Origin of the sequence: Companilactobacillus nantensis DSM 16982, assembly GCF_001435815.1 — a bacterium.
Classification (GTDB): domain Bacteria; phylum Bacillota; class Bacilli; order Lactobacillales; family Lactobacillaceae; genus Companilactobacillus; species Companilactobacillus nantensis.
Genome location: NZ_AZFV01000006.1, coordinates 109,906 through 118,515, shown reverse-complemented (window position 1 = coordinate 118,515; position 8,610 = coordinate 109,906). Strand labels below are relative to the sequence as shown.

At 37.3% G+C, this 8,610-nt stretch carries 9 protein-coding genes; all 9 read left to right on the top strand.

The genetic code is table 11. The features are described from left to right. Positions 1-524 precede the first annotated feature (524 nt). The gene (locus tag FD31_RS04035) at positions 525-2,423 is read left to right on the top strand and encodes a heavy metal translocating P-type ATPase (RefSeq protein WP_057891477.1); all 1,899 of its coding nucleotides are present in this window, start codon (positions 525-527) and stop codon (positions 2,421-2,423) included. 396 nt (positions 2,424-2,819) lie between these two features. Further along, entirely contained in the window at positions 2,820-3,050 is a 231-nt protein-coding gene (locus FD31_RS04030) for a heavy-metal-associated domain-containing protein (RefSeq protein ID WP_057891476.1), read from the top strand. Beyond that, the gene (locus tag FD31_RS04025) at positions 3,050-3,604 is read left to right on the top strand and encodes a ferritin-like domain-containing protein (RefSeq protein WP_057891475.1); all 555 of its coding nucleotides are present in this window, start codon (positions 3,050-3,052) and stop codon (positions 3,602-3,604) included. The genes FD31_RS04030 and FD31_RS04025 overlap by 1 nt, the downstream gene beginning before the upstream one ends. A gap of 13 nt (positions 3,605-3,617) precedes the next feature. After that, the gene (locus tag FD31_RS04020; protein ID WP_057891474.1) at positions 3,618-4,304 is read left to right on the top strand and encodes a Crp/Fnr family transcriptional regulator; all 687 of its coding nucleotides are present in this window, start codon (positions 3,618-3,620) and stop codon (positions 4,302-4,304) included. Positions 4,305-4,782: 478 nt separating this feature from the next. Continuing rightward, positions 4,783-5,439, top strand: a complete 657-nt coding sequence (locus FD31_RS04015) for a Firmicu-CTERM sorting domain-containing protein (RefSeq protein ID WP_057891473.1) — start codon at positions 4,783-4,785, stop codon at positions 5,437-5,439. Between the two features lie 141 nt (positions 5,440-5,580). Continuing rightward, a complete protein-coding gene (locus tag FD31_RS04010; RefSeq protein ID WP_057891472.1) occupies positions 5,581-6,303 on the top strand; it encodes a Firmicu-CTERM sorting domain-containing protein in 723 nt (240 codons plus the stop codon). Next, positions 6,296-6,892, top strand: a complete 597-nt coding sequence (xrtG, locus tag FD31_RS04005; protein WP_057891471.1) for an exosortase family protein XrtG — start codon at positions 6,296-6,298, stop codon at positions 6,890-6,892. Before FD31_RS04010 ends, xrtG begins: the two co-directional genes overlap by 8 nt. Then, positions 6,889-8,223 (top strand): TIGR03111 family XrtG-associated glycosyltransferase, encoded by a 1,335-nt coding sequence (locus tag FD31_RS04000; RefSeq protein ID WP_057891470.1) that lies wholly within the window; start codon positions 6,889-6,891, stop codon positions 8,221-8,223. The genes xrtG and FD31_RS04000 overlap by 4 nt, the downstream gene beginning before the upstream one ends. Continuing rightward, a complete protein-coding gene (locus FD31_RS03995) occupies positions 8,220-8,600 on the top strand; it encodes a 6-carboxytetrahydropterin synthase (protein WP_235805324.1) in 381 nt (126 codons plus the stop codon). The genes FD31_RS04000 and FD31_RS03995 overlap by 4 nt, the downstream gene beginning before the upstream one ends. Positions 8,601-8,610 lie beyond the last annotated feature (10 nt).

Below are 8,610 nucleotides of genomic sequence, written 5' to 3'. Positions count from 1 at the left end.
CCTTCCGGCTAGTTTATTTGTTGTTTTTAGTTCAAATGTTAGATTACCGAGACTTGAAGACTATTTTGAAATGAAATAATCCTTCTATAAGTTAATTAGATGAAAAACATCTGGTTAATTATAGAAGGATTTTTATTTTGATTTTGAACTCATCTCTAAAAATACACTGCCTATTTAGAGTAATTATCAACCCAAAATAAACTAGCCATCGGGAGTGAGCAACGAAGCCAGCAGTGACAGNAATAAACTAGCCATCGGGAGTGAGCAACGAAGCCAGCAGTGACAGTTATGTTAGGACTTTAGTCCTTACATGAGGACTTATTTTAAGACTTGCGGTTTTTGCAAGGCTTAAAATCGAGGTTCGAGACCTTGGCTCGAACCGGTCCCACAGCAGGCTTCGTGGCTCACTCCCGGTGGCGGCATATATAAAAAAACCAAAACTTTTTGGAAACTTGATTAGCATCAAGTTCTTATCAAGCCAATCCCTTTAGAATATGTCTTGTAAGTTAAGAGAGGTAAGCAAAATGACAAAATTAAACGTATGGATTACGAAACATCAAAATAAAATCACTGCTTCAATCGCAATTCTGATTGTACTCAGTTTACTTTCGGGTTACGTTTTGAAAATTGAAACTGCCGCAACGGTCTTTATGATCCTTGCCAGTATTCTTGGGGCTATTCCGGTAGCTCTACACGCCTTTACTGCATTGCAAAATAAAGTTATCAGTATTGAATTGTTGGTAACGATTGCGGTTATCGGTGCTTTTATTATCGGGGAATATGAGGAATCCGCTGTTGTAACTTTCCTATTTCTCTTCGGTAATTATTTGGAACAAAAGACTTTGGAAAAGACTCGTTCTTCGGTTAAGAGTTTGACTAAGATGGCTCCAACGACTGCTGAATTAGTTGATGAAGATGGTAAAACTGAGACTGTTGACGTTGACGATTTGGATGAAGGTGACCATGTTTTAGTTAAACCAGGTGGCCAAATTCCAGTCGATGGCAAGATTATTGACGGAACTGGATATATGAATGAAGCTTCAATTACTGGTGAGTCAACACCTGTTAAAAAAAGTATCGGTGACAAAGTTTTCGCTGGTTCCTTAACTGATAACGGAACAATTACCGTTGAAACAACTTCCGTTGGTGAAGATACAACTTTTGGTAAAATCATCGAACTTGTTGAAGAAGCTCAAGATAGTCAATCACCTGCCGCTCGTTTTATTGATAAATTTGCTACATATTACACGCCTGCTGTTTTAATTATCGGGATTCTGGTTTGGGCAATTACCCGTGATTTCCCATTAGCTATCACTGTTTTAGTTCTTGGATGCCCTGGTGCTTTGGTTATCGGTGCTCCTGTTTCAAACGTTGCCGGAATTGGTAATGGTGCAAAAAATGGTATTTTGATGAAAGGTGGCAATGCCGTTAATAGTTTTTCACATGTGGATACTTTAGTCCTTGATAAAACTGGTACATTAACAACCGGTAAAATGAGTGTTACGGATGTGGATAACTTTGGTGACAAGCAAAAGAACCTCGCTTTACTAGCCGCTGTGGAAAAAACTTCGGATCATCCACTAGGCCAAGCAATTGTGAAATATGCGACTGATCAGGATATTACGGAAACACCTGCACTACCTGAATTAGATACTGTTAAAGGCCAAGGATTAGTTGGTCAAAATAATGACTTTAAGATTTTAGTTGGTAATGAACGTTTGATGAAAGCCAACGATGTAAAAATTTCTGCTGAACAAAGACAAGCAATTGATGGCCGAATGAATGATGGAGATTCCGTCGTTTTAATGGCAATCAATCAAGAATTACAATTAGTTGTTGGTGTGAATGACCAACTTAGATCTGATGCTCGTGAAGGTCTTCAAGCTTTGAAAGATGCTGGTTTGAAGAGAATCGTAATGTTGACTGGTGATAATAAAGTTGCTGCCCAACGTGTTGCCGACAGATTGCCAATTGATGAGGTTCACGCTGAATTGCTTCCTGAAGATAAAGTAACCTTTGTTAAGAAGTTCCAAGAACAAGGTAGTACCGTAGCCTTCGTTGGTGATGGTATTAATGATAGTCCATCACTTGCTACAGCTGATATTGGTATCGGAATGGGTACTGGGACTGATGTTGCGATTGAAACAGCCGATATTATTTTAGTTAAATCAAGTTTCGACGCTTTAGCACATGCTTATGTTCTAGCTAAGAAGACTGTTGCTAATACGAAAGAAAATATCTTTATCGCTGTTGGGACTGTCGCATTACTACTCTTAGGTTTGATTGTTGGAGTTATCCATATGGGTAGTGGAATGTTCGTCCATGAAATTAGTATCTTAGTCGTTATCTTTAATGCGATGAGATTAATTAAAAATAAACCTGTAAAACTTGATTCAAATCAAGTTCTCAAAACAGCAAACTAAGTAAGATAGTATTTGTAAGTTAGTTGAGCGAGTGATTTTCTAATTGCTCGCGAGCTGTAAGTGTTTTAAAAATGCCGCCTCCAGGAGTGAGAAATTTATTGCTGCTGTGGGGACCGACTGGAGCCAAGGTCTCCAGTCTCGATTTTGAACTTTGCACAAACCGCAAATTTCAAAACTCGTCCCGTGGTGTAAGAGCTAAAGCTCTAACGCCACCTGCACAGCAGCATAAATTTCTCACTCCTTCCGGCTAAATAATTCGTTGATTTTGATAGAATAAATGAAATTTTACATCCGATATTCTCTATGAATAAAGCGTGGAGGATACTTAAAACATTTACAGCTCGTGGGTATTAGAAACTTCACCGCGAAGAATTAAGAAATATGGAGGAATCAATTATGGCAAAAGCAATTTTACAATTAGGTGAATTAACATGCCCATCATGTATGACTAAGATTCAAAAGGCCGTTGAAAATCAAGATGGCGTTTCTAACGTTAAGGTTCTCTTCAACGCAGGTAAGGTTAGAGCTGATTTTGATGAAAGCAAAACTTCCGCTGATGATTTGGCTCAAGTAATTACTGATTTAGGATACGAAGTATTAAAAGTTAAAGTTAAGGAGCTTGCCTAATGACTGAATTAACAATCGATGAAAAATTTGCAGCTGAACAAAAACAAGCTGATGCAGATCACCACAAACCAACTGCTGGTGCAATGACTGGACATATTGTTTCCAATCATTTCCTATTAAATATTAAATTACACCAATTAAAATGGTTCATTAAGGGCGCTAACGCCGAGAATTACAAAGCAGTTTTAAATCAAACAGTTGACGAGAACAACGCTTGGTATGATAAGATAGCCGATGAATTACTGGACGAGGGTGAACTTCCTCCTTCAACAGTTAAAGAATATTCTGACTATGCAATGATTAGTGAAGATGGTAAGAACAAATACTTGAGTGCCGAGGAAATGCTTCAAACAGTTGTTGATGACTTCAGTACCGACAATATGTTTGTGACACGTGCTATCAAGTTAGCTGAAAATGAAGATCGTCCATTTATGGCTCAAATTTTAGTTCAACTATTAGGTTTCAATAACCACCAAATCAGAATCTATCAAGCTTTATTAGGCAAGAGTGCTCATGAAGGTTTTGAAGAGGAAGACGATGAAGATTTCGATTAAGGAGCAATAATTAATGGCAAAATTAGCGCATGACCATACTGCAGAAGATTGTGTGGAGTTAGTTTCGATCTTTGAAAATTTATCAAAGGCTGATAAAAAGACCATCGCAACGTTGGTGACTCACCATCACTATAAAAATGGAGAATACCTATTTTCCGCGGGCGATGCAGCTGATTCACTAATTATCGTCGCGCATGGTCAGGCAAAAGTTTTCCAAATGTCTGCCAATGGCAAAGAGCAGATGCTCCGGATTTTACAAACAGGGGACTTCGATGGCGAAGCAGCCTTGTTCGCAAACTCAGATCACAACAGTTTTGCCCAAGCTTTAATGGACACCGCCGTTTGTCAGATAACCCGAAGTGATTTCCAAAAGTTGATGCAAGAGACACCAGAACTAGCCGTCAATATGGTTAATGCCTTGGGACGTCGAGTAGGCCAACTTGAGCAACAGACAACCGAGGTCACTACAGCAAGTGTCGAAAGTAGGTTGGCAAATTATCTTTTGGAAACAAGTGCTGGCTTAGATGACGATGTGTTCACCCTTCCACTTAAAAAGAAAGATATCGCAACGTATTTGGGGACGACGCCCGAAACAATCAGTCGGAAATTAACATCCTTGGATAAACAAGGCATGATTGAAAAAATCACCAATAATAAATTTAAAATCTTAGACGCAGATCGATTGATGATGATTGATTAAAGATAGGGAGCTAACCGCCCCACCGTAGCTCGTTTCAGAACCGTCGCTAATATAATTTTTCAGTTAATGAATTATCAAAAAAATCAAATAAAAAAATCCCTGGAATTCCAGGGATTTTTTTGTACGATAAATTTCTTGAATATGACTTATGAATGAATAAAAAATATTCAAAAGATAAATTAGCCGGAGGGAGTACGACGATGGAGTCAGCAGTGACAGTGGTGTTAGGACGTTTCGTCCTTACAGCACAAGACGTGTTTTGAAATTCGCGATTTGTGCGAAGTTCAAAACCGAGGTACGAGATCTTGGCTCGGACCAGTCTCACAGCAGACTCCATCGTCGTGCTCCCGGAGGCGGCAAACAAAAAGCCATTTGTTTTATTAAGGAAATATGTTACTTTAAACATAAATATATTAATAAATCGTCATATAGAGACTATAATTGGTATAGATATATTTTAGTTAAGAAGGAGGATACGATGCGCAAAATATTTTTCGCAATACTCATTGCTTTAGGAATTGTCAGTACGGGGATGACTACAGTTGTGAAAGCTGATGATACGAATAAATTTGGCATCACGATTGATGGAAATTTTGATGACTGGAAAGATAAACCTAAGGTTGATATTCATAACCCTTGGAATAGTGATCCGGTCAAGCAGGAATCGCTGCTAACTGATGGTAAGTATATTTATTACTACATTACTATGTCAAAATCAGGTCAAGATAATTATCCAATGCAAGTTAACAGTTATGAGTTGACAGTTGGAGGTAAAATGCACGATATCAATATTAAAAACGCATGGGATTTGCCAAAGAATGCTAGTAAAAAAGTCATGTTACAAGATTCAACCATGGGTGAATATAATATGGTACATTCTCCAGCCATCATAACTACTTATGAAAAAAATGGTAAAAGTTATTCAGCAATGGAAGCAAAAATGACATATTCTGATTTACATGCAACTCAATTTACGGATCAGGATATTTCAATGGCAACGCCAATTCTAGGATCCCAGGTTGTCCATGCAAAAGGTGCCAGCACGGGACCAGTTGTGTTAGCAAGTGTTGGTTTTGGGATAGCGGTACTAAGTCTCTTCACAGTACCAAAATTAAGAAAAAAGTTTGCCAAATAAATAAAAAATAATTATAAATTATTGCCATTTTTGAAAATTGTTATTATTATGCTGTCTTCTCTTTAATGGACAAATGTGTATACATTAGTCATATTATGTCTATTTCATGATGATATAATGGAATTGAAGAGAGGGGATTGCATGAAAAAAATAATTTTAGCAATGTTAGTTCTATTAGGATTAGCATCTTTTAGCGTGACGACAAATGTTCAGGCTGCTGTTACAAGCAATCCAGCAAATAATACATCAGGTATCAAAATTGATGGTAATTTTGATGATTGGAAAGATAAGCCAATTACTGACATCACATCAGGAACCGATGATTACAATGTTAAACATGAATCTTTATTAGCTGATCAAAATAATATTTATTTCTATTTGGATATGTCTCCGGAACACGGTAATGGATATAGGGATATGCAAACGGCAGGGTATGAAATGACAGTTGGTGATAGACAATTTTCTTTGAGAATGATTGATTTGGGTGATCTCCAAGAAAATAAACCGCAGAAAGTTAGATTTCAAATCTGGGAAGATGATGCTAATAATCAGGGTCGTGTAAATAAGGCTTCTACAGAGACTGAAGCCTATGTTAATAAAGTTCCGACAAGTGTTGATAAGAGAGTTGTACATGGATATACTGATGAGCTTGAATTTAAGATGCCATTATCAGAACTAGGTATCACAGGAACAACATCACAAGAAATAACAATGACCAATAAGACATTAGGTGACCAAACTTTGCACGTTATGGGTGGAAGTACCGGCCCTGTTGTATTGGCAATTAGTGGCTTTGCAATTGCTTTATTAGCAGTTGTTAAAATGCCCAAGATAAACGAATTAAGGAAGTCGCTGCATGAATAGTATTTTGCTATTCGGCATTATCATTTGGATATATATGCTGTCAGTTCTAAAAAGAGCTAAACTGACGGCATTTTCTTTTATCGTCGGTAGTGTCGGTTTTTTCTTCATTTTAATGGCTATGAGTACACCATATTGGATATGGTTTTTTACCCATGCAGTCATTGATGGAGTGGCGGGTCTAACTAAGTTGGGCCATATGAGCCAGATTTATCCGAAATATGGTCTAGTTTATATTGTTAACAATGTGTCGCCAGTTACGATGCAAATAGATTATGAGTGTTCCGGCATCATTGAGACGATGGCTTATGTCGGTTTGTTAACTTTTTATCCGACCTATTCACGGAAGGAAAAAGTTTTCTATTTGTTGCTAGGAATGCTTTGGATTTACTTATCTAACGTCTTACGTTTGATGCTGGTTATCGTCATGGTTCATTTCGGAGGCGCCGGTCTCTTTTATTTGGCACACTCGATTTTGGGCCGAATTGTTTTTTATCTACTGGTTATTACACTTTATTACAATGTCTTCACATATTCTCGACTATCCCAAGGAGTATATAAAATTTTTAAAGAAAGAATAAATCGAGCATGAGATATTTTTGGTATCTAACAGTCAGGCAAATGGGATTTTGGTTAACCTGGATCTTGATTCCAATCATTGTTGAGATAGTTCCTGCATTTATCTCAGCGTTTATTTTGATGTTCAAAAATAGACATCCGGTTGCCGAACCCGTACCAATGAAATTACCTTTTATTACGGTAATTGTTCCAGTTTATAATTCAGAAGATACGCTTTATAACTGTGTTAAATCAATTAAGGAATCAACCTATCCAAGCAATTTGATTCAAGTTATTTTAGCTGATAATCAAAGTACGGATAACAGCTTTGGTGAATTTGCTCGAGCCCAGACTGATTTTGGTTTGAATATGCAGTTGATCAAAACCAAAAAGGGTAAAGCTAATGCTTTAAATGCATCAATTTATCAGTCAATCGGGACTTACATTATTAATATTGATAGTGATGGGACCCTTGAAGAACACGCTTTAATGAATGTCGTGTTGAAGTTTGAAAACAATTTAGATATTTCGGCATTAACAGGTACAATTTTGCCACGCAAAGATATGGTCAAACGGACGAAAAAGTTCCCACTACGACTATTACGGAAAAATGAGTATTTCGAGTATGCTCAAGCATTTCTATCAGGTCGAGTTATTGAGTCATACAATGACCAATTGTTTACCATGTCAGGAGCCTTCTCGGCCTTTCGCAAGTCGACGATTATGAAAACTTTTATGTACGATACGAAAACTTTGGGTGAAGATACGGAAATGACATTCCAAATTCGGGATCGTTTGAAGAAAAAAGTTTTGATTTGTACGGATGCTATTTTTTATATTGAACCGATTAGTGGTTTAGATGAATTGTATCGTCAAAGACAGCGTTGGCAACGTGGTGAATTGGAAGTCGCTAAGTCATATATGAAAAATGATGCCAGTCTAAAGAACTTCTTTACTAACTTTTTAGTTAGACGGATGTTGATTGACCATACGTTTATTTTTCCTAAGATGATTTGGTTGTTTGCCAGTTTCGTTTTACTATTTTTGCGCTATTCGCCGGTTATTTTAGGGATGTCGTATGTCATTATTTATCTTTTGTACGTCATGGTTTCAATGCTGAATTATGCCTGCGTGAGAATGTTGTTGAAACGGTTTGAAAATGAAGAACGATTTTACGCCAAACTTTCTTGGGTCGCATTAACGTTGCCAATGTACAACTTTATTTGTTCGTGGTTCAGATTGATTGGTTCACTCAATGTTTCTGGCAATGAGCAATGGAATTCGTTGAGTTTTAAGGATGAGTCTAACAACGCCGTTAAAGTTGTGAAAGGCGATGTTCGGAATTTAGAGAGGAATCGAAATTGAATATAAATGGTTTTGAAACATACAGTACTTATAAATTAACATCATATATTAATGCCAGTCACGCTGTCCGTTGGGAAGGTGGCATGGGTAAGGAACACATGCATACGTGGGCTGTTATTTGTGAGATTCACGTCAATGATAATCAGATGGTGCCGTTCAATCAGATTGAAAATGAATTGAAGGAAGTTTCCTCACGTATTTCTGGTAAGTTTTTGAATGAAGTACCACCATTTGATCATGTTAATCCAACATTGGAAAACTTGACGACGTATTTTTTCCAAGTTATCACAGAATTATTGCGGAAAAATAATGCCATTTTGACACGTTTGGAAATTGGTGAATCACCAACGAGATTTTATTGCATAACTTTAAAGTAATAGGTGATGA

Coding starts and splice junctions, on each gene's coding strand:
- FD31_RS04025 (WP_057891475.1), top strand. CDS start 3,050: ATGACTGAATTAACAATCGATGAAAAATTTGCAGCTGAACAAAAACAA.
- FD31_RS04015 (WP_057891473.1), top strand. CDS start 4,783: ATGCGCAAAATATTTTTCGCAATACTCATTGCTTTAGGAATTGTCAGT.
- FD31_RS04030 (WP_057891476.1), top strand. CDS start 2,820: ATGGCAAAAGCAATTTTACAATTAGGTGAATTAACATGCCCATCATGT.
- FD31_RS04020 (WP_057891474.1), top strand. CDS start 3,618: ATGGCAAAATTAGCGCATGACCATACTGCAGAAGATTGTGTGGAGTTA.
- xrtG (WP_057891471.1), top strand. CDS start 6,296: ATGAATAGTATTTTGCTATTCGGCATTATCATTTGGATATATATGCTG.
- FD31_RS04010 (WP_057891472.1), top strand. CDS start 5,581: ATGAAAAAAATAATTTTAGCAATGTTAGTTCTATTAGGATTAGCATCT.
- FD31_RS04000 (WP_057891470.1), top strand. CDS start 6,889: ATGAGATATTTTTGGTATCTAACAGTCAGGCAAATGGGATTTTGGTTA.
- FD31_RS04035 (WP_057891477.1), top strand. CDS start 525: ATGACAAAATTAAACGTATGGATTACGAAACATCAAAATAAAATCACT.